General features: G+C 64.4%; 17 protein-coding genes. 11 read left to right on the top strand and 6 right to left on the bottom strand.

Going from position 1 to position 18,049, the window contains the following annotated elements; genetic code table 11:
• Positions 1-114 precede the first annotated feature (114 nt).
• The gene (locus ACE1EY_RS05695) at positions 115-774 is read right to left on the bottom strand and encodes a hypothetical protein (RefSeq protein ID WP_291512357.1); all 660 of its coding nucleotides are present in this window, start codon (positions 772-774) and stop codon (positions 115-117) included.
• Positions 775-801: 27 nt separating this feature from the next.
• Between ACE1EY_RS05695 and ACE1EY_RS05700 the strand changes: the two genes are divergently transcribed.
• From ACE1EY_RS05700 to ACE1EY_RS05730, 7 genes are all read left to right on the top strand, one after another.
• Positions 802-1,095 carry an acylphosphatase gene (locus ACE1EY_RS05700; protein ID WP_370299660.1) on the top strand — a complete coding sequence of 98 codons (294 nt, stop codon included), beginning with the start codon at positions 802-804 and terminating at the stop codon, positions 1,093-1,095.
• Between the two features lie 8 nt (positions 1,096-1,103).
• Positions 1,104-1,898: a ParB/RepB/Spo0J family partition protein gene (locus ACE1EY_RS05705; RefSeq protein WP_291512355.1), complete on the top strand. Its 795-nt coding sequence runs from the start codon at positions 1,104-1,106 to the stop codon at positions 1,896-1,898.
• Between the two features lie 42 nt (positions 1,899-1,940).
• On the top strand, positions 1,941-2,924 hold the full coding sequence (locus ACE1EY_RS05710) for an SMP-30/gluconolactonase/LRE family protein (protein WP_370299661.1): 984 nt from the start codon (positions 1,941-1,943) through the stop codon (positions 2,922-2,924).
• Positions 2,925-2,931: 7 nt separating this feature from the next.
• Positions 2,932-3,600, top strand: a complete 669-nt coding sequence (locus tag ACE1EY_RS05715) for a DUF305 domain-containing protein (RefSeq protein ID WP_291512353.1) — start codon at positions 2,932-2,934, stop codon at positions 3,598-3,600.
• An 85-nt stretch (positions 3,601-3,685) separates the two neighbouring features.
• Positions 3,686-5,101 carry a hypothetical protein gene (locus ACE1EY_RS05720; protein WP_291512352.1) on the top strand — a complete coding sequence of 472 codons (1,416 nt, stop codon included), beginning with the start codon at positions 3,686-3,688 and terminating at the stop codon, positions 5,099-5,101.
• Positions 5,102-5,201: 100 nt separating this feature from the next.
• On the top strand, positions 5,202-6,725 hold the full coding sequence (locus ACE1EY_RS05725) for a phosphodiester glycosidase family protein (protein ID WP_291512351.1): 1,524 nt from the start codon (positions 5,202-5,204) through the stop codon (positions 6,723-6,725).
• Between the two features lie 101 nt (positions 6,726-6,826).
• On the top strand, positions 6,827-8,056 hold the full coding sequence (locus tag ACE1EY_RS05730) for an FAD-dependent oxidoreductase (RefSeq protein WP_291512350.1): 1,230 nt from the start codon (positions 6,827-6,829) through the stop codon (positions 8,054-8,056).
• Here ACE1EY_RS05730 and ACE1EY_RS05735 read toward each other — a convergent pair.
• Both ACE1EY_RS05735 and rmuC read right to left on the bottom strand, forming a co-directional pair.
• The gene (locus ACE1EY_RS05735; protein WP_370299662.1) at positions 8,046-9,620 is read right to left on the bottom strand and encodes an alkaline phosphatase PhoX; all 1,575 of its coding nucleotides are present in this window, start codon (positions 9,618-9,620) and stop codon (positions 8,046-8,048) included. The genes ACE1EY_RS05730 and ACE1EY_RS05735 overlap by 11 nt on opposite strands.
• Positions 9,621-9,709: 89 nt before the next feature.
• Positions 9,710-11,098 carry a DNA recombination protein RmuC gene (gene rmuC / locus ACE1EY_RS05740; protein ID WP_291512348.1) on the bottom strand — a complete coding sequence of 463 codons (1,389 nt, stop codon included), beginning with the start codon at positions 11,096-11,098 and terminating at the stop codon, positions 9,710-9,712.
• Positions 11,099-11,183: 85 nt separating this feature from the next.
• On the opposite strand from rmuC, the gene ACE1EY_RS05745 reads away from it, so the two are divergent.
• From ACE1EY_RS05745 to ACE1EY_RS05760, 4 genes are all read left to right on the top strand, one after another.
• Positions 11,184-12,050 (top strand): WYL domain-containing protein, encoded by an 867-nt coding sequence (locus tag ACE1EY_RS05745; RefSeq protein ID WP_291512347.1) that lies wholly within the window; start codon positions 11,184-11,186, stop codon positions 12,048-12,050.
• 218 nt (positions 12,051-12,268) lie between these two features.
• Entirely contained in the window at positions 12,269-12,985 is a 717-nt protein-coding gene (locus ACE1EY_RS05750; RefSeq protein ID WP_370299663.1) for a M48 family metallopeptidase, read from the top strand.
• Positions 12,986-13,087: 102 nt separating this feature from the next.
• Positions 13,088-14,164, top strand: coding sequence for a DUF2855 family protein (locus ACE1EY_RS05755; RefSeq protein ID WP_370299664.1), 1,077 nt, complete (start codon positions 13,088-13,090; stop codon positions 14,162-14,164).
• An 82-nt stretch (positions 14,165-14,246) separates the two neighbouring features.
• A complete protein-coding gene (locus ACE1EY_RS05760; RefSeq protein WP_291512344.1) occupies positions 14,247-14,639 on the top strand; it encodes a hypothetical protein in 393 nt (130 codons plus the stop codon).
• 1 nt (position 14,640) lies between these two features.
• On the opposite strand, the gene ACE1EY_RS05765 is transcribed toward ACE1EY_RS05760, so the two are convergent.
• From ACE1EY_RS05765 to ACE1EY_RS05775, 3 genes are all read right to left on the bottom strand, one after another.
• Positions 14,641-15,270: a hypothetical protein gene (locus tag ACE1EY_RS05765; RefSeq protein WP_370299665.1), complete on the bottom strand. Its 630-nt coding sequence runs from the start codon at positions 15,268-15,270 to the stop codon at positions 14,641-14,643.
• A 49-nt stretch (positions 15,271-15,319) separates the two neighbouring features.
• Positions 15,320-16,540 (bottom strand): hypothetical protein, encoded by a 1,221-nt coding sequence (locus ACE1EY_RS05770; protein WP_370299666.1) that lies wholly within the window; start codon positions 16,538-16,540, stop codon positions 15,320-15,322.
• 440 nt (positions 16,541-16,980) lie between these two features.
• Entirely contained in the window at positions 16,981-17,751 is a 771-nt protein-coding gene (locus tag ACE1EY_RS05775; RefSeq protein ID WP_370299667.1) for a helix-turn-helix domain-containing protein, read from the bottom strand.
• Between the last annotated feature and the right edge of the window lie 298 nt (positions 17,752-18,049).

Consider the following 18,049-nt stretch of genomic DNA (forward strand, 5'->3'; position numbering starts at 1 on the left):
CCCGCAAGCCTGCGTGGTCGTTCGCTCATTTGGAATGACCAAACCGCACTCACTCCGCCTGGGCTTGCGGGAAAACCGACTCCGTCTTGGTGGTGTGAATAGATCAGGGTTTCCCTAGTCGTCCGGTTCGAGCTGGTGTGCGATCACGGCGGTGAGATTGAAGGGGCGGTCGCCCAACGACTTCGCCAGCCCAGGCGGCAGATGACGCTTGGCAATCTGCACCACGCCCACATGTGATGCGCCGCCGCGGCGTGACACCGGGCCTTGCCAGGCCTCGACCACCGGGTACTGGGAATCGTCGGCGCGGGTGGCGCCAAAGCCGATGCGCGACAGCCCGGCGGGTATCAACGCGGAGGCGCCTTTCGCCAGAGGGCGCGTCGATGCCTCGATGACCAGCTGGCTTCGCAGATGGCCTGCAGCACGTTCCAGTTGGCGACGTACGGTCGGATGCCGTGCGACGCGTTCGACTGCACGCTCCACACGAGCCTGTGCGGCGAGTCGCAGGGAGCGCGGTCCCGACGGCGGCGCGCTTAGGGCGGGCGCCGGGGGGGCGGATAAATGGCCGTCCACCTGCGCCATGATGCGCACGGTTTCGCCATCGGTATCCCGCCGCGTTTCCACATCCACATCGATACGTAACAATGGCTCCCGGCCGAACAGACCGGGCAGGGTCGCGCGCAGGCGCGTGTGCTCGGTTCCGGCGCCCTGCGCGGGCACGTTTTCTTGGCTGGAAACGCCGGTTCGACGGCGCCAGCGAGGCAGCAGCTTCGGCATGACACATCAGTCGGCAAGGAGGCATCGATGATACAGGACACAGGCCGCCGCACCTGTCGGGGCTTTGTGGTGTCCGGGCGTGTGCAGGGCGTCGGGTTTCGCGCGGCCACGCGGCAGACCGCTCAGCGTCTGAAACTCGCCGGCTGGGTGCGAAATCGCTCCGACGGATGCGTGGAAGGCGTGGCGTTCGGCACGGCGGATCAACTCGAACCGTTCACCGAGTGGCTGCACCAGGGCCCGTCCAGCGCCCATGTCGAAAGCGTGTGGCACTCCGATGCGGTGGAGGCTGATTCGCTCACCGCCGGATTTGAGGTTCGCTAGGGACTCCCTTGGACGCTGCGGTTCGCCAACTCCCCATCGATCTGATCCGCCCGGGCACCTACCAGGCGCGGCGCAGCTTTGATGCGGAGCGCATCGCCGAACTTGCTAACTCGATCCGTGAGTCCGGCGTGGTCCAGCCGGTCGTGGTTCGGTCGCTGGGCGACGGTTATGAACTGCTGGCCGGCGAGCGCCGCTGGCGCGCCGCGCAGCACGCGCAATTGCATGACATTCCCGCCATCGTCCGCGATGACCTCAGCGACGATGAAGCAATGGTGCTGGGATTGATCGAGAATCTTCAGCGCGAATCGCTGACACCAATCGAGGCGGCGGCAGGCCTGCAGTTTCTGGCCGATCACTACGAGCTGACGCATGCCGAGGCTGCCAAGCGCATCGGCAAGTCCAGGGAGTACGTCAGCAACTATCTGCGGCTGCTCAAGCTGGCCGAACCGGTGCAGAAGCTGGTGAACGAGCGGCTGTTGTCGCTGGGCCACGCCAAGGCTCTGGCCGGGCTGCCGCCGGCCTCGCAACGGGGCATGGCCATGGATGCGGTGTCGGGCGGCTGGTCGGTGCGGGTGCTGGAATCGCGCTGTCGTTCCGCGCTCAAGCGCCCGGCAGCCGGTGATGCATTGCCACGCCGGGACGCCCAATGGCAGGCGCTGGAGCGCGATCTCACCGACAAGCTGGGGAACAAGGTGTCGATCGATTTCGACGGTGCCAAGGGCGAACTGCGGGTGGCATTCCACAGCCTTGACGAGTTCGACGGTATTCTCCAGCGACTGGGCGTCCAAACGTCCGGCGAATAATGCGCCGAGCGTTACGCGACTTGGCCCAATTGGGGAGACAACATGCGAATTTGGACAACCGCCCTGGGTTTGGGCGCTGCTCTGGTCCTGGCGGCCTGTGGGAGTGACAACGGCTCGCCGGCAGAGCCGCAGGATACGTCCGTGTCGCTGTGCGTGGCATCGGACTGCGGGGAGCTACTCACACTGGCGGCCGTGCCCGATGCCGAAAACCTGCTGTTCACGCCGGATGGGCGCTTGTTCGTCTCCGGTGGCACCAATGTGTTCGAAGTGGTGCGCGACGGCGACACCAGCGTCGCGCTGACGGCGCTGTCAGCGACCGATTGTAATTTCACCGGCTTGGCGCTGCGTGGGCGCACGCTCTATGCGAGCTGTGGCAGCGCAGAGCTTTATGCGGCGGAGCTGACCGCGACACCGAATCTCGTGCCGATCTACAGCTACGAAAATACCGCCTTCCCCAATGGCATGGCGACCGGCGCTGATGGCAGCATTTATGTGATCGAAGGGCCGTTGACAGGCAATGGCAGCCTGCCATCGCCCAAGATCGTCCGGTTGCGGTTCGACCCATCCGACCCATTGCAGGTCGTCGAGCAGACCACCTGGCTGGCGTCCGGCCTGCAGTTCCCCAACGGGCTGGTTCGCCGCGGCGAGTTGCTCTACTTCACGGACTCCGCGCTGCTGCCGGTGGAACTGGGAGCCGTGCGGTCAGTGCCGATCCTGCCGGATGGCAGTGCCGGCGCCGTGCAGACCGTGGCGACGTTCACCAGCCTGCTGGATGATCTGACCACCGTCGCGGAGGGCCTGCTCGTCACCGAATATCTGTCCGGCCGTCTCGTGTTGCTGGACGCCGCGGGGCTTGAGATCAGTGCCACCGACGTGGGCGGCTTGTCGTTTCCATCGTCGGTGATCGTGGGGCAGCCGCCGATGTTTCAGCCGGATGAGCTGCTGATCACCGAGAAGGGCGTACTTGGCGATACCGCTTCGGCGGTTGGTAACCGCCTGAGTCTGCTGCGTCCCACGGATCGTTGAGCGCCGGATGACCGCAGCCAGGCAAGTATTCGTTGCGCTCGTCGTCGCGTTGTTGCTAGTCGTCGCGACCGTCGCCGCCCTGCAATACCGCACGCTCCACGTTACGCGTGCGCGTCTGGCGGCGGTTGCGCCCAGTGCTGTGGATGTGGGCTTTGCGCAGTTCATGAGCCTGCATCACCAGCAGGCCGTGGTGATGGCGCAGCTCATGCGGGATGACGAATCCTCCGCTGTGGCCAATCTGGCGCAATCCATCATTGGTGCCCAGCTGCTGGAGCTTGGCGAAATGCGCGGCTGGCTGCGGCTTTGGAACAAGCCGTTCTTTCCCGAGAGCAGGGCCATGAGCTGGATGCTGTTGGGTGATGATCCGCCCAGCCAGGCACTTGCCCAATATCTTCTGGATTGCGAAGCCTCGCCAACCGGGATGCCGGGGCTGGCGACCGACCAGCAGCTCAATCGGTTGCGGAGTTTGCAGGGTCTGGCGCGCAGCCGGCTGTTTCTGGAGTTGATGCTGGCCCATCACGAGGGCGGCATTCCGATGGCTCGGTTCGCCGCGAAAAATGCGAGAATTCATGCGGTCCGGCGCGTGGCGTCCAACATCGTGTTGGAACAGACCAAGGAGGTCGCCGGCATTCGCGTCATGCTGCATGCGATTCGCTCGGTGCCGTCGTCAGACTGAGCGCGCCGCCGATCGGCAGGCTGCAACGGGTGGAGCGCGGCGGTCGAAGACTGACGTGTAAATAACAACAACGGTGGGGACAATCATGAAATCAACTGCAGGCATGGCCGTGCTGGCCGTCGCAATGTTGGCGCTGGGCGGATGCGGTGGCGCTGATTCGGGTCCGACGACGCCCGCCGGTTCCGGCGGGGCGGTACCCAAGGCGGTTTGTGGGCCGGGTTCGAACCCGGAATCCGGAATGCAGGGCCGGGTCAGCAGCGAGGATCACGCCAGCGGCCGCGCCGCCGAAGGGTATACCTGCAACACCGAGCTTGTCGGCGCTTACACCACGCCCAATGCCATCGGCACGGTCGGCGGTTTCAAGGTAGAGCGTTACATCGACGCCCAGGGTAACGAGTGTGCGTACTACGATTCGACGCTGCTCTATCCGACCAATGCGCTGGATGCCGAGGCGGGTGTCAACGTGATGGACATGACCGACCCGGCCAATCCGCAGCTGGTGACCCGGCTGCTCACCCCCGCGATGCTCACGCCGCATGAGTCGCTGGTAGTGTCGCAGGACGCCGGTGTGCTGGCCGCCGTGACCGGCAATCCGGCGTTTTATCCGGGTATTGTCGATGTTTACGATATTTCTGAGGACTGCCGCAGCCCGCAGCTGCGCTCTTCGGCACTGGTCGGCAACCTGGGCCATGAGAGTGGCTTGGCGCCGGACGGCCGCACCTTCTACTCGGCCAACCCGGGCTCGCCGACGCTGGTCGCGGTCGACATCACCCAGCCCCTGTTTCCGAGGCAGCTCTGGACCGGTCCGTACTACTCGCACGGCCTGTCGATTAGCAACGACGGCAATCGCGCCTATGTCGCTGCCGGAGACGGAAAGGGCTTCATGATTCTTGACGTGTCGGAGATTCAGGCCCGGGTGGACGACCCGCAGGTGTATGAGATCGCGAACATCACCTGGCCGAACATGACCATCCCGCAGAACGCGATTCCGTTCACCCGGGATGGCAAATCCTACGTGCTGGAAATCGATGAATACTCCGCCTCGGAAGCGGACGGCGGGGTTGCGGCCCATGGCGATGTGGTCGGTGCCGGGCGGATCATCGACATCACCGACGAGACGAACCCCGTCATCGTTTCAGATTTGCGGCTGGATGTGCACGAGCCGGAAAACCGTGCCGAGATCGCCGGCGACCCTGGTGCCTTTTTGCCGATTCAGGGCTATGCCGGCCATTACTGCAATATCCCGACGCGAGTGAATCCCGAGATCGCCGCCTGCAGCATGATTGTTTCCGGCCTGCGTATTTTCGACATTCGTGATCCGGCCAGGCCCAAGGAAATCGCCTACTTCAACGCGCCGGTCAATCCGCGCATCACGCCGATCTTCGAGGCCAGCAACTGGGCGATGTCCAGCCCGGCCTTCGCCCCCGAGCGCAAGGAAATCTGGTACACGGATGGCTATAGCGGTTTCTATGTCGTCCGGCTGACCAACGACGTCTGGTAGCACGTCCAGCGGATCGCGGCGGGCGACGCAGGTTCGCCGTGATGTCATGTCGGCCGCGTAGGCTGCCGGGCAGATTCGCGCTCTGCGGTTGCTTCTATTCATGCGTTGTCGTCTTTACGCCGTCACACTCAAGACCGTGGTCTTCCGCGTTGATCTGCATCGTGCTGCGCCGGGTAGGGTGGCGATGACCGGGTCTCGCGACGGGCGGCGGCGTTTGCTGGGCGCATTGCTCGGCAGCGGGCTCGTGCTGGCGGCTTGCAGCGACACCGGCACGAGCGCGGTGCCACCAGTCGGGCCTCCCGCGACCGTTACCAGTGAACTGAACCCGGCACCTTTGCCGGTCGGCTGGCTGCTGTCCGAATCCCGAGAGCGATGCCAGATTGCAGACGGTTTGCTGCTGCATCGTATTCGCCGCGGTTCGGCAAGCCAGGAACCCGCGCCGTTGCCGTGCACCGACGTGGTCCAGGAGAATCAATTCGGTGGTGGGTCGCTGGGATCGGTGTTCGCGACCGGCCCCTATGCATTTCACGTGCTTGAAATCGATCCGGATCGTTTCACCGGCCAGCTCGAGCCGGCGCTCGCGCAGGGCCGGATCGCCGGCAAGGCGACCACGTCCGAGATGGCCGATGCCGCTGGCGCGATCGCGGCGATCAACGCCGGATTCTTCGTCGTCGGCCCTGGAGGCACCAGCAGCCGTGATCCCGATCAAGGGGACGATGGCCTCGCCGGCGATCCGGCCGGAGTGACGGTGTTGCAGGGCGAGTTGGTGTCCGAAGCCGTCGGCAGCCGCGAGGCGCTGGTGTTTTCCGCTGCGGGGCGTGACGTTCGATTTCCACGCACCGAGACCCGCCTGTGGCTGGAGGCCGGCGGTGAATCCTGGGCGCTGGATGGCATCAATCGTGTGCCCGGCGCGATTCGAAACTGTGGCGGCACGGGGGGCGATAGCCCGACCGAATCCGCGCGGCACGATGTGACCTGCAGCGATCCGGCAGAGTTGATCTGGTTTTCAACGGATTGGGGTCTGGACACCCCGGCTGTCGACGGCCTGGAACTGGTGCTGGATGCTCAGGGCCGCGTCATGCACACGCGTCCGGCGGGTGGCAGCCTGCCTGCGGGCGGATCGGTGATTGCCGCGACCGGCGATCGCGTGGTCGAACTGCAGCGGGCCGCGTCGGCCGTGGGGCCTGTCCTCATGCGCGCCGAGGTGTATATGGACGGCGAGCCGGTCACGCTCGTGCCCGAACTGTCCATCCTCAACGGCGGTCCCGGCCTGGTTCGTGACGGCGAGGCATTGCTCACCGATAACGAAGGCGGATTCCGGCATCCGGGGGATCCGATTTTCGGACTCACCTGGGTGGACGGCCCGAACCCGCGCACGATGATCGGGCGTACGGCGTCGGGCCGGTTGCTGCTGGTTGTTTGCGATGGCCGCCAGCCGGACTGGAGCGTGGGTTTGCCGCTACGGGACGCCGTGCGGGTCATGCGTCACCTGGGTGCGGTCGATGCAATGGCCCTCGACGGCGGCGGCTCGTCCACGCTCGTGGTCAACGGGCAGGTTGTGAACAGTCCCTCCGACGGCGCCGAGCGTCCCGTGTCCGATGCCCTGCTGCTGATCGCGCGCTGAGTTTTCGCATCCGGCCCTCAGCGGATCGGAGCGTCGGGAACCAAACGCAGCTTGCAACAGCCAACATATCTCATGGATATGGAACGCTCGCCGGGTTGGATATGGAGCAGCAGCAAGCCATCGAGACAACGGTCTGCATCGCGGGCGGCGGCCCGGCTGGCATGGTGCTGGGTTATCTGCTCGCCCGCGCCGGTATCGAGGTGACGGTGTTGGAAAAGCATGCGGACTTCCTGCGGGATTTCCGCGGCGACACGGTGCATCCCTCGACCCTGCAAATCATTCAGGACTGCGGCCTGTGGTCGGCATTCGAGGCCTTGCCGCAGCAGCGCGAGCAGATGCTTTCGGCGAAGATCGGTTCACGTTTACAGCCAGTTATCGATTTTCGGGGGCTGGAACCGTTCGACTACCTCGCCTTCGTCCCGCAGTGGCATTTTCTTGATCTGTTCGCGGATGCCGGTGCCGGGTTGCCAGATTTTGATCTGCGCATGGGGCACGAGGTGACCGGATTGATCCGGGAAGGCGATCAGATTCGCGGCGTGCATGCGACCACCGGGGACGGTGTCACCGAGATCCGGGCGGCGCTGGTCATCGGCGCCGACGGTCGTGATTCACGGTTACGCGCCGCCTCCGGGTTGCCGGTCAGGGCGTTTGGCGCGCCGATGGATGCGCTGTGGTTTCGGCTGTCCAAGGGTGACGAATCACTCGATGCCACCCAGGCTGTGGTCGGCGCCGGCCACATGCTGGTGCTGATTGACCGCAGTGACTACTGGCAGGCCGCGCTGGTCGTGCCCAAGGGTGCGGACCGCGACCTGCGGCAGCAGCCTATCGAGGTACTCCATGAACTGGTCGCGCGCACCGCGCCGGAGATGGGCGCGAACGTGCATGCCATCGAAAGCTGGGATGCGGTGAAGACGCTTGCCGTACAGGTCAATCGCCTTCGCCGCTGGTCGCGACCGGGTTTGCTGATGATCGGTGACGCCGCGCACGCCATGTCACCTATCGGCGGAGTCGGGATCAATCTGGCGATACAGGATGCCGTCGCGACCGCCAACCGGGTTGTGCCCATTATCCAGGCGGGCCGGACACCGACCGAGGCTGAGTTGGACCGGGTCAGGCGTCGGCGACTGCTGCCGACGGCGCTGGTCCAGGCCTTCCAGCTGCAAGCGCAAAAACGCGTGGTCGCGAGCATCCTCGATGCCAAAGGTGGCGAGCCGCCCCGGCTTCCGAGTGGGTTGCGGTGGCTGCTGCAGCATCGTCGCGTTCGCAACCTGCCGGCCTGGCTCATCGGCTACGGCTTCCGGCGTGAACGGCCCACCTTTTTCAGCGACTGACCTCGCCGTCGTCATCGGAACCTGACGGCGACGGCTGTTGCAGCATGCGTTTGCCCAACGCCGCGAGGCCGGCGCCAGCGACGGTGGCGGCACCCAGGGCACCGGAGCTGCCTGTCGGGCTGGTGTCGGAATCCGGGTTATCCGGCGTCTCGCCGACCGGCTCATCAATGGACTGACGGGTTCGGTATTCCTCGGGGATGGTGATCTCGAATGTCGCGCCGCCCGTGCCGGAGCCGTCCGCCCCGCTGGGGCCGCGCTGGCTGCTGAAGTACAGCCGCGAACCATCCGGGGTAAACGCCGGACCGGCGATTTCCGAGCCGCCCTTGGTGATCTGCATCAACAGTCTGGCCTGGCCGTTGGGCACGACCACCACCAGACGCATCAGCGCCCCGTCCTCGGCCACGAGCACGTCGCCGGCCGGGCTCACAACGACATTGTCGACCTGATTGAACCCGGTCTCCATCTGCATGTTTTCGTTGTCGTAGATGACCTCGATCAGCTCGTTTTCGATGTCGTAGGCCCAGACGCGGTTATCGCCCTTGGTCGCGAAGAACATGACACCCCGCGTCGGGACGGAGCCACCCGCTGGGGTTTGCCGCAGGTCTTCGGGAATCTCGTAGTACCAAATGCCCTCGCCGCTGGCGAAGCGAGTGCCGACGGTTGTTTCGTCGTTCTGAAAGGTTGGAAAGAGGACGCGTCCGGAGGTGTCGATATCAACGGTTTCCCAGGTCGCAGGCTGCGCCGAGCGCACGGCGGCGGCATCGTCCGGGTATCCGCCATCCTCGAAACCCTCGATGGTCAGTACCTGCAGCGTGCCTGACTCCAGACCCATGCGAGTGGTGCCGTCGGTCTCGCTGAGATCGCTTTCATCGGAGACGAAGCGCCAGAAGCGCTGATTGCCACCGTCTTCGGTCATGTAACAGGCGTGATAAATCGGATCGATGGCCGCCGCTTCATGCGGAAAAGATCCCAGCGCGGGCTTGCGCACGGAGGTCGTCGCCGAGCCAAAGGGATCACATTCATGGATCTGCCCGCCGGTGGTTTCCTCACAGGACAGCCAGGTGCCCCAGGGCGTTGGCCCGCCGGCGCAGTTGTTTCGCGTGCCTTCGAGAATCGAATAGGCATCCACTAGAGTGCCATCGGCATCGAAACGCAATGCACCGACGCCGCCAGGCGTGTCCTCCGAATTGGACACGTACACCCAGCCGCCGTCGGCAGCCGAGGGGTAGACCGCGCCGCCGTCCGGGTCCAGGTGCCACTGGTAACCAAAGGGCGCGGCTTCCCCGGTGAGCGGGTTCAGGCCTTCGCGGGCCACGCAGCGCACGTCGAAGCCAGGCGGCGCGAAGACCTCGTCATCCACACCATCAATCGCACCCGCGGTAAGCGTTTTGTGCTCCACATCGGGGATATTGGCCAGCGGGCCGCTGGGGATCGGCAGCTCCGAACTCATCTGAGCCCGGGCGCGCGAGATCAGAACCTGCGGTGAACTGACGGCCGCAGCACCAAAGAAAATCGATTTAAGGACAGAACGCCGCGACAGCGTAATCGGAAGGTTTGCGGACACGATGAATCCCCGGTGATTGAACCCAATGCGGGGACAGGCTAGTGGCGCTGTGTTGCAGGGCGATGATGAATCGTCGCTGCGCCGTGGCGTCAGTCGTCGTTTGCGGGTGTGTCGTCGTGGTCGTCCAGTGCATCGGGTTCCAGCCCGGCCGGGAGCGATTTTGCGGTCTTCGCGCCCAGGTCCTTGAGCATCTCAGCCTGGCGGGCGAGGTTGCCACGGCCTTCGATCAGTTTGCCGCGAGCATCACGATAGCTGGCCTGGGCACGGTCCAGATGTGTGCCAATCTTGTCGACATCCTCGGCGAAGCCGACGAATTTGTCGTAGAGCGCGCCCGCTCGCTCGGCGATTTTCTGGGCGTTGCGATTCTGTCGGTCGGTGCGCCACAGGTTCTCGACCACGCGGAGGATCGCGAGCAGCGTCGATGGGCTGGCCAGGCCAATGCCGGCGTCCAGCGCGTCGCGGTACAGGCCGGGATCGGCGCGCAGCGCCTCGGTGAAGGCCGGCTCGTTCGGCACGAACAGCACGGTGAAATCCAGCGACCGCACGCCGGGCGCGTCGTGGTAGGCCTTGCCACCAAGGCTCTTCACATGGGCGCGCAGCGACTGCACGTGGGCCTTGAGCTGACGCTCGCGCTCGGCATCATCCTCGGCGGCGATGAAACGCTCGTAGGCCGTGAGCGACACCTTGGAATCGACGACGATGTCGCGCTCGCCGGGCAGGCGAACGATGGCGTCGGCGATGAGGCGGGCGCTGGCGTCTTCCGACACTTTGATCTGGGTTTCGTATTCGCGCCCCGCCTGCAGTCCGGAGGCTTCAAGCACGCGTTCGAGAATCATCTCGCCCCAGTTGCCCTGGGTCTTGGTCTCGCCCTTGAGTGCACGGGTCAGGTTCAGCGCATCCTCTCCGATGCGTTCGTTGAGTTTTGCCAGGCGGTCGATCTCGTTCTTCAACACCGCTCGCTCGCGGGCCTCGTTCCCGTAGACCTCGGTGACCTGCTTGCGGAACTCGCCCAGCTGCTCGCGCATGGGGTTGAGCAGGGCGGTGAGCGCGTCACTGCTTTGCTTGGAGAAGCGGTCGGATTTTTCCTGGAAGATGCGATTGGCCAACGCCTCGAAATCCTTGCGGAATTCCTCGCGGGCGGCCTTGAGCTCTTCAATTCGCGTGTTCATGGCCTCGACGGTCTTGGCCTGCTCGGCCTGCAGCCGCGCGATGGTCGTGCGCGCCTCGTTCAGCGCCTCATCGCGCTGGTCCAGCCGTTGCGAGAGTTCGAGGTGGCGTTCGGCCGCGCGTTCGGCTTGCTGCCCGCCTGCCTGGAGCTGGGCGGCCAGTTCGGCGATTTGCAGCTGACGGGCTTGCAGGGTGCGGCTGGTTCGAATCCACACGACCAGGCCGGCCGGCAATCCGACCAGCAACGCGCCGGCGAGCAGGCCGGCGAATAGCGCCGTCGCAGGCGGCAATGAAGTGAGCAGTGCGTTCATATCGGCATGATTGCGTAATAATTCACTTGTGTCCAGAAAAGCGACATGCGTAGAATCAACGCATGTTTGGCAGCGAGGCCGTCCGTTGAGCGATGACAAACCGCTGCGTTGGGAAGTCCGCCAGCGCCTGATTCTGATCGAAGCGCGATTGATCTGGGCGGGCTGCCTGACCACGCAGGACTTGCGTGGTGCCTTTGGCATCAGCCGATCGCAGGCCAGCAAGGACATTGCGCTTTATGAATCGCTGGCGCCGGACAACCTGCAGTACGACCTGCGGGGGCGTTGCTACCGCGCCGCGCGCAGTTTTCAGCCGCGCTTTCTGCACGGGACGTCGCGCGAGTTCCTGCGAGCCCTTCGCCTGTTTGATCCGGAATCCGAGCATCCGCTGATCACCCTGGCCTCGGAAACCGCGGCCGTCGAGTTGCTGGAAATGCCCGAACGCGAGTTCGATGTGGTCACCCTGCAGCGCGTGAACACGGCGATTCGCGAGCGGCTCCAGTTGCGGGTGGACTATCAGAGCATGCGCGTGCCGGAGCCTCGACCACTGCAGCTGTCGCCAATCGCGCTGGTCCACACGGGTTTGCGCTGGCATCTGCGGGCGTTCAGCCTGTCTCACGAACGGTTCATTGATGTGCTGTTGTCGCGCATGCGCGGGGTGCCGGAGCTGCTGGACGAGCCAGCGATGAGTGCGGACGAGGACTGGGAATGGAAATCCATCGTCCCGGTCCGCATCGGCGCGCACCCCGGTCTGTCCGCGCATCAACGCGCGGTCATCGAAACCGACTACAACATGCAGGCGGGCGTGCTGGAACGCAGGCTGCGCATCGCACTGGTGCCGTACTACCTGCGGTTAATGAACGTGGGCAAGGACGATCGAAAGCGGCCGCCGGAACAGCAGCAGATCATCCTGCTGAACCCGGAAGAGCTCAGCGAACTGGATCGTTTGGCGTAAGCGGCGCCGGTCTGAAATGGAACGCCCCCAGTGGCAATCCGAATCCGCTCCAGGCGATGATGCCAGCCTCCGAACCATGGTCCGTCCGCTCCGGCGTCGCGCGTGTGTCTGGCGATCAGATTGCCTCCGGCGGTTGACCTGGCGTTCCGCTTCATCCCGTTTGGTGATCTCACCCGCGGCTGGCGCCGCGCTACCACGGAGGCAGTGTCGCCTCCCTGATGATCCGGCGTAGCCAATCTCTTGATGCCGAGCAGGTACTCAGAACCAGCGGTGGCCTACCGGTGGCCATCCGCCGCAGCCCGCGTGCGCGGCGCATGCGCCTGACGGTGGATGCCCATGGCAACGCCATGGTGGTCTTGCCGCGCCGGGCGTCGATGGCGCAGGCCAGGGCCTTTGTCCTGGAGCAGTCCGCTTGGCTGGAGCGCCATGCAAGCCGGGGTGTTGCCGCTGGCGAGGCGATGCAGGAACAGGTTCAGCCGGACGCTCAGGGGCGGCCGACAAGAATCATGCTGCGCGGTGAGTGGACCGACGTTGTCTGGGGACGTCACGGTGCTTGGCGTTTGCCGGAGCGGGGTGGTGCCAGCCATCTGGAACAGCGTCTGCGCGAGCTGGCCCGTGCCGATGCGCAACAAGTGATCGACCGGCAGCGTCCATTGCTTGCTCGACCGCCGACATCCCTGACCATTCGCGACCAGTCCACGCGCTGGGGCAGCCTGTCCGGCCGCGGCACGCTGTCGCTCAGTTGGCGCCTGGTCATGGCACCGCCGAGCGTGCTGGCTTATGTGGTGAACCACGAACTGGCGCACCTGCGGCACCCCAACCACAGCCCGGCGTTTTGGGCCGAGGTCGAGCGCCTGATGCCGGGGCATGCCATTCATCGCCACTGGCTGCGCCGGCAGGGTGACGAACTCCGCCGGCTGTTGCCGAGCGCCTGATAGAGTCCTCGCCACTACAACAACAGCGGATCGGCCACGGTGTGTCGCCTGTGCGACATCCGTATCCACGCGCAAAGCCGGGCGCTCAAGGAGACAACGCAGATGCAGAACTGGGCACTGTCCATCGCGCTGGATAATCCGGCCGATGCCAAGGTGGTCGAGACCACTCCCCTTACGCTGGCGGACGGCCAGATTCGCGTCACGATCGAGCGCTTTGCGCTGACGGCCAACAACGTGACCTATGCGACCTTCGGACGTGCCATGCGCTACTGGGATTTCTTCCCCGGTGACGACGGGCGTGGGCGGCTGCCGGTTTGGGGGACCGCGATCGTCAGTGAATCTCGCTGCCCCGCGGTGCCGGAAGGCTCACGTTGGTATGGATATCTGCCGGCCGCAGCCGAGCTCGTGCTCACGCCGGCCCAGGTTCGATCGCAGGGTTTTGTCGACGCCAGCGAGCACCGCTCAAGCCTGCCGCAGGTCTACAACCGCTACGCTGCCGTTGCGGACCGCGATGAGCACTCCGAACAAATGCAAATGGTCTTGCAGCCGCTGTTCATCACCGCCTTTCTGCTGGATCAGGTACTTGCCGAGCCCGATCGTGCCTGGGCTGGCGCGCAGGTGATCTCAACCAGCGCATCCAGCAAGACTGCGATCGCGATGGCGCATTGTCTTGCGCGGCGCGATAACGTCGCGCATGTCGGACTCACCTCGGGCGGCAATGTCGCCTTTGTCGAGGGGCTGGGTCTGTACGACCGGGTGGTGAGCTACGAAGACCTGGCATCGCTGAACGCGCACACGAGCGCGGTGATCGTGGATTTTGCTGGCGACGCCGATTTGAACCGTCGCCTCCACACGCAACTGGCTGGTGTCCTGCGGGCGAACATTCGTGTGGGGGGCGCGCATTGGACGCAAAGCGCACCGCCGCATGACCTGCCGCCGCCCAAGCCCGAGTTCTTCTTCGCGCCGGATCATGTGGTCCGGCTGTCCAAGGACTGGGGTCGCGAGGCGTTCGAAACGCGTTACGCCGCAGCTTGGCTGGCCTTCGCGGCGGACGCCGAGCGCTATTTCACCGTGGAGGAAGTAGCCGGCGCCTCCGCCGCGCTACGGATCTACACGGCTCTCATTGGTGGCCAGTTTTCACCGGCTGCATCGATGACGGTGCGGAGCCAGACCCAGTGAAGCCGTGGCTTATATTGAGGCGCACCGCCTGATGGCCGCCGGAGCTGTCACTCCGGCGCCGAAGAGCCCAGCAGGAGTTCCGATGCCCGTTTCCAGAGTCGTTCAATTCATCTGCGTCCTCGATATCGCCGTCACCGGCTGGTTGGCGCTGCCTGGCCTCAGTCAGGGGCTGTTCGCGCTGGTCTACTGGCTGGACGCGCAACTCGGCTTCGCCACGGTCCAACCCGACTTTGCGCCGGTGCACTGGCTGATGATCAATCTGGCCGGTGCACTGGGCGTGCTCTGGAACGCCGCCCGTTTGTTCGACGCCAGCCGGCGCCTGCATCGTGTGGATGCCTGGGCCCGGTTGTGGGTCGGCGGGCTGATTGCGGCCTATATTGTCGGCGGTGGTGTCACGCCCGTGCTGCTCGCTTTTGTGGCCACGGAACTGGTGGGCAGCGTCTGTTTCTGGGCGACTCGGCGGGACCGAGGCTGACTCAAGGGCGCTTGACTACGCGGACCTTGCCGCTACCACCGCCCCCGCAGAAAAACCGGTCCGCACCGTCAGACTCCAGGCCGGAGATGCCCGTGCCTGGCGGCATGTCCAGCCGTTGCAAGACGGCGCCGGTGGCCGGATCGATCTGTCGCAGATCGCTTTGCTCGTCCTGCCAGGTGCCGTGCCACAACTCCTCGCCCACCCAGGTCACGCCGGTCACGAAACGGTCGGACTGGATGGTACGAAGCACCTCTCCGGTGGCCGGATCAACCTGATAGATGGTGCAGTCACGGTACTGGCCGATCCACAGCGAGCCTTCGGCCCAGGCCATGCCGGAGTCATTGCCCTTGCCCGGCGCCGGAATCGTTGAGAGCACCGCGCCGGTGGCAGGGTCGATCTTCTGAATCAAGGTGTCGGATAGCTGGTAGAGGTGCGTGCCGTCAAAGGCGGTGCCGGCGTGTGCGGGCACGGCGACGTGCTGGGTGACTGTCCCGGTATCGGGGTCCATGCGGTTCAGGCCATTGCTGCCGGCAAACCAGACATCTTTGCCGCTGAAGCTGACCCCATGCACGGCGTCGTTACCGGAGAATGGTCCGTATTCCTGGGTGATGTTGGCGGTGCTTGCTGTCATGTCACTGTCCTTGATGAGTGGGTTCACGTCGTGTCGACGGCCGCCATGCTCATCCATCCGGGAGCGGGGGTGGGAGTAACAAAGTTGTCGGGAAGCCGGGCATGCGCGGCGCGATCCACCGGCAGGCGCGACCGCGGCCAAAGGATTCGGCCTTGCCCGCCGCCGCCAGCTGCCGCAGCGCTCGTTGCACCGTGCGGGGGCTGCGCCCCAGCGCAAGCGCCAGAGCGGAACTGGACCAGGCCTCACCTTCGGCCAATAGCGCGAGGACTGCCGCATGGTCATCGATGATGGGCGGTGTGAGCACCGCTACACCGGCATTGCCGTGGGGTGCCAGGCGATAACCGCGTGCCGTGGCCTTGATTCCACCCAGCGCGCCCAACGCTGCACGGAGCCGGCCGATCTCCACGCGTAACCGGGCACGCATGGAGTCGTCAGCATGCTGCGAGCGAAATGCGTGGCTGATCAACACCCCACGATCCCGGTCATTGGGCCAGGCCTCGGCCAAGGCGCGCGCGAGTGCGAACAGCACGGGGCGGCGACCCAGCGGGACCGTCTTTCCATCGGCACAAACCGCATTGCGGCAGGCATCGACCACCAACACCGGGCCACGCAGCACGTCTGCTACCTCGGCCAGGTGCAGAACGGATTCCCGGCCGCTGGAGAACAGTCGGGCGGCTGGAGCTTGGAGAAAGTCGCGGGTGCGCTGCACCTCGGCCAGCAGCATGGGGATCCGCGCATCCGTCGCCGCGCTTGCCGCAGCGTCCAGCGCCTCGCTTGCCCGAGGAATCGCCAGCTGACGCATGGCAATGCCCGCCGCAACTAACCAGAACCCGGCCAGCGATGCCGGCGTGAGTTGGACAGGATCGATGGAGTTCATGACCTGCTCGGCGGTGGCGAGCTGGCCGATCAATAGATGACGCCGGGCCTCGAGGTAACCAGCGTGGCCGGCGTTGGCCAGGTCGCCACGCGATAACAGCAATGCACGGGCCTCGTTCAAGCGGTTGCCGGGCCAGGCCAGGTCACGCGAAACAAGGGCGATCTCGGCCTCCGCGATCAGACAGCGTGCCCGCGCGGTTGCGGCAGGCTTGCCGAAGCCTCGGGCGGCGTCTCGCAGCAACTCGCGGGCGCGCTGCCAATCACCCAGTTGCGCCATGGCAATACCACGCAAGGCCAGCGCAGCTGGGTCGCGGCGCAGTGCCACGCGCTTGAGTGCACCAATCGGATCACCGGCCGCCAAGGCCTGCGCTGCGGCAGCGGTCAGGGCATCCATGCGAATCGCGCCAAGTTTGTCACTCCCAACCCGCGCGACTGAGCTATCAGGTTGAGCGTATGCCCTGGGGGGCCAGATACCGATCGGCGTAGCCAAGCACGTATTACAGAGGACTTGGCGATGCGATGGATCAAAACCTGTCCGCCAGCGCCTGCGGGCGCACTGCCGTTTGCGGTCACGCCGATGTGCTGCTTCATGACCGCCTTGGAGTTCGCAACCAGCCCGCCGGGACTTTGCGCCCCGTCATCCCGCGGGTTCCGGGTCGGCGGCATGGGCGCAATGTATCTGCTGATGGCGTTTTTTCATCCTCGTCTTCGTCGAAGTGTCCATGAAAACCTGGGAACTCCCGCTTTGCCTAGCGTAGAGCCGAAGCCTGAGCGCATCCGCACGTTGGCCTGATAAAGCCCGATGTGTGGGCCGTCATCATGCGTCAGCTTTCCCTAGATTTCGCAGGGCATAATTTTGACAAATCGCTGATCAACCACTAGCGAAGGCGCGATGCCAAACATTTCTATAAATGTATGGTCTGCGTGCGCCAGATCATAAAATCCAGCTTCCACCGCAACTTCTGTGAGCGTCTTGTCCGTGCTCCACCCCTTGATTGCTTTCCATATGGCAGCCCAGCGGGCGTAGTGCTGAATGGTCGTGCCGACCTGTTGTTTGAACAATGTCCGAGCGCGTGAAGCGGATAGTCCCACCTGCAGGGACATCTTCCCGACATCGACCTCATCAAGCGGCGTGTCATCCAGACGGCACCTAAGCGCATCAATTCTTGCGTCCACGCGGACGGGAGCCGGTATTTGCGATCCAGATATGGCCTCCACCGCTTTTCGCGCGACGTCAATTACGGTGGCCGCATCGAGCGATTGCCGGAACCCTAGACGCAGCGTCTCGATAATCGATTCAAAATGAGACGCTTCAAAATTAAGCCAGTCTTTTCCAGCGATGGCGGCCTGCACTCCGGCGTACTCGGGCCATTCGATCGGGAAGTAAAACAGTGCGACATGACTGTCGATGGCGATGACTTTTCGCCGTTCCACCCGAGGAGCGACGAGGGAGGCCCATGTCGTGATTTCTTCACCGGCGACATCAATTCTGTAGGGTTTGTTGCACGCCAATCTGAGCGTTGCGCATAGCGGCGTTGTCGTCCGCTCGAGCACTAGCGTAGGGGCCAGTAGCAATAGCCCGTGCCGCCAGTGGTAGATGGTCATACCTGCTGGGCTCGGGTGTGGCGGTGGCTCCGAGTTCATGGTCTTTGATATCTCCTCGCAAGCCAGTGTGTCCTGACTTTGGCGCCCATACTGCGTTCCGAATCGGTATCGACGCAAGCCCCAGTGACTGGGTGCGCCGTTGATACAACGATTGGCTCACAGGACCCTGAACACTGTGATATCTAGCGATATCCGACCAGGCGACGCCGGCTCGAAATGATGCGATCAGGTCGGCACGAGATGGAGCGACGCTCACAAGAAGAATTTAATTATTTGGCTGAATTGCCCAATGGGGCAA

Origin of the sequence: Abyssibacter sp. (assembly GCF_964229365.1) — a bacterium.
Lineage (GTDB): Bacteria > Pseudomonadota > Gammaproteobacteria > Nevskiales > OUC007 > Abyssibacter.

Bases quoted from the DNA above. Each gene is read 5' to 3' on its own strand.
- ACE1EY_RS05695 (WP_291512357.1), bottom strand. From the start codon at position 774: ATGCCGAAGCTGCTGCCTCGCTGGCGCCGTCGAACCGGCGTTTCCAGC.
- ACE1EY_RS05700 (WP_370299660.1), top strand. From the start codon at position 802: ATGATACAGGACACAGGCCGCCGCACCTGTCGGGGCTTTGTGGTGTCC.
- ACE1EY_RS05710 (WP_370299661.1), top strand. From the start codon at position 1,941: ATGCGAATTTGGACAACCGCCCTGGGTTTGGGCGCTGCTCTGGTCCTG.
- ACE1EY_RS05715 (WP_291512353.1), top strand. From the start codon at position 2,932: ATGACCGCAGCCAGGCAAGTATTCGTTGCGCTCGTCGTCGCGTTGTTG.
- ACE1EY_RS05720 (WP_291512352.1), top strand. From the start codon at position 3,686: ATGAAATCAACTGCAGGCATGGCCGTGCTGGCCGTCGCAATGTTGGCG.
- ACE1EY_RS05725 (WP_291512351.1), top strand. From the start codon at position 5,202: ATGCGTTGTCGTCTTTACGCCGTCACACTCAAGACCGTGGTCTTCCGC.
- ACE1EY_RS05730 (WP_291512350.1), top strand. From the start codon at position 6,827: ATGGAGCAGCAGCAAGCCATCGAGACAACGGTCTGCATCGCGGGCGGC.
- rmuC (WP_291512348.1), bottom strand. From the start codon at position 11,098: ATGAACGCACTGCTCACTTCATTGCCGCCTGCGACGGCGCTATTCGCC.
- ACE1EY_RS05750 (WP_370299663.1), top strand. From the start codon at position 12,269: ATGATCCGGCGTAGCCAATCTCTTGATGCCGAGCAGGTACTCAGAACC.
- ACE1EY_RS05755 (WP_370299664.1), top strand. From the start codon at position 13,088: ATGCAGAACTGGGCACTGTCCATCGCGCTGGATAATCCGGCCGATGCC.
- ACE1EY_RS05760 (WP_291512344.1), top strand. From the start codon at position 14,247: ATGCCCGTTTCCAGAGTCGTTCAATTCATCTGCGTCCTCGATATCGCC.
- ACE1EY_RS05765 (WP_370299665.1), bottom strand. From the start codon at position 15,270: ATGACAGCAAGCACCGCCAACATCACCCAGGAATACGGACCATTCTCC.
- ACE1EY_RS05770 (WP_370299666.1), bottom strand. From the start codon at position 16,540: ATGGATGCCCTGACCGCTGCCGCAGCGCAGGCCTTGGCGGCCGGTGAT.
- ACE1EY_RS05775 (WP_370299667.1), bottom strand. From the start codon at position 17,751: ATGACCATCTACCACTGGCGGCACGGGCTATTGCTACTGGCCCCTACG.